At 49.9% G+C, this 429-nt stretch carries 1 protein-coding gene; it reads left to right on the top strand.

Going from position 1 to position 429, the window contains the following annotated elements; all coding sequences use genetic code 11:
- A partial coding sequence (gene melR, locus GVJ63_RS22000) for a transcriptional regulator MelR (RefSeq protein ID WP_159227371.1) occupies positions 1 to 429 on the top strand: 429 nt, incomplete at both ends.

Raw genomic sequence — 429 nt, forward strand, 5'->3', positions numbered from 1 at the left:
AACTAACAGATACCGGAACCTGTCAGAGCATGGCGATTTTTAATCTGCCGATGCATCTGTTTCTCTCCTGGCCGCTGGATAAAGACCTGATTAACCACGTCACTCACGGCATGGTGATCAAATCACTGGCCACACAGCAACTTAGCCCGTTTGAAGTGCGCCGCTGGCAGCAGGAATTAAACAGTCCGAACGAGCAAATTCGCCAGCTCGCCATTGATGAAATTGGCCTGATGCTCAAGCGATTTAGCCTCTCTGGCTGGGAACCGATTCTGGTCAATAAAACCTCGCGCACACACAAAAACAGCGTCTCGCGCCATGCGCAATTTTATGTTAGCCAGATGCTGGGCTTTATTGCCGAAAACTATGATCAGGCGCTGACCATCAACGATGTGGCTGAGCACGTCAAACTTAACGCCAACTATGCAATGG

It is taken from the genome of Pantoea sp. 18059, from assembly GCF_902706165.1.
GTDB classification, from domain to species: Bacteria; Pseudomonadota; Gammaproteobacteria; order Enterobacterales; family Enterobacteriaceae; genus Pantoea; species Pantoea agglomerans.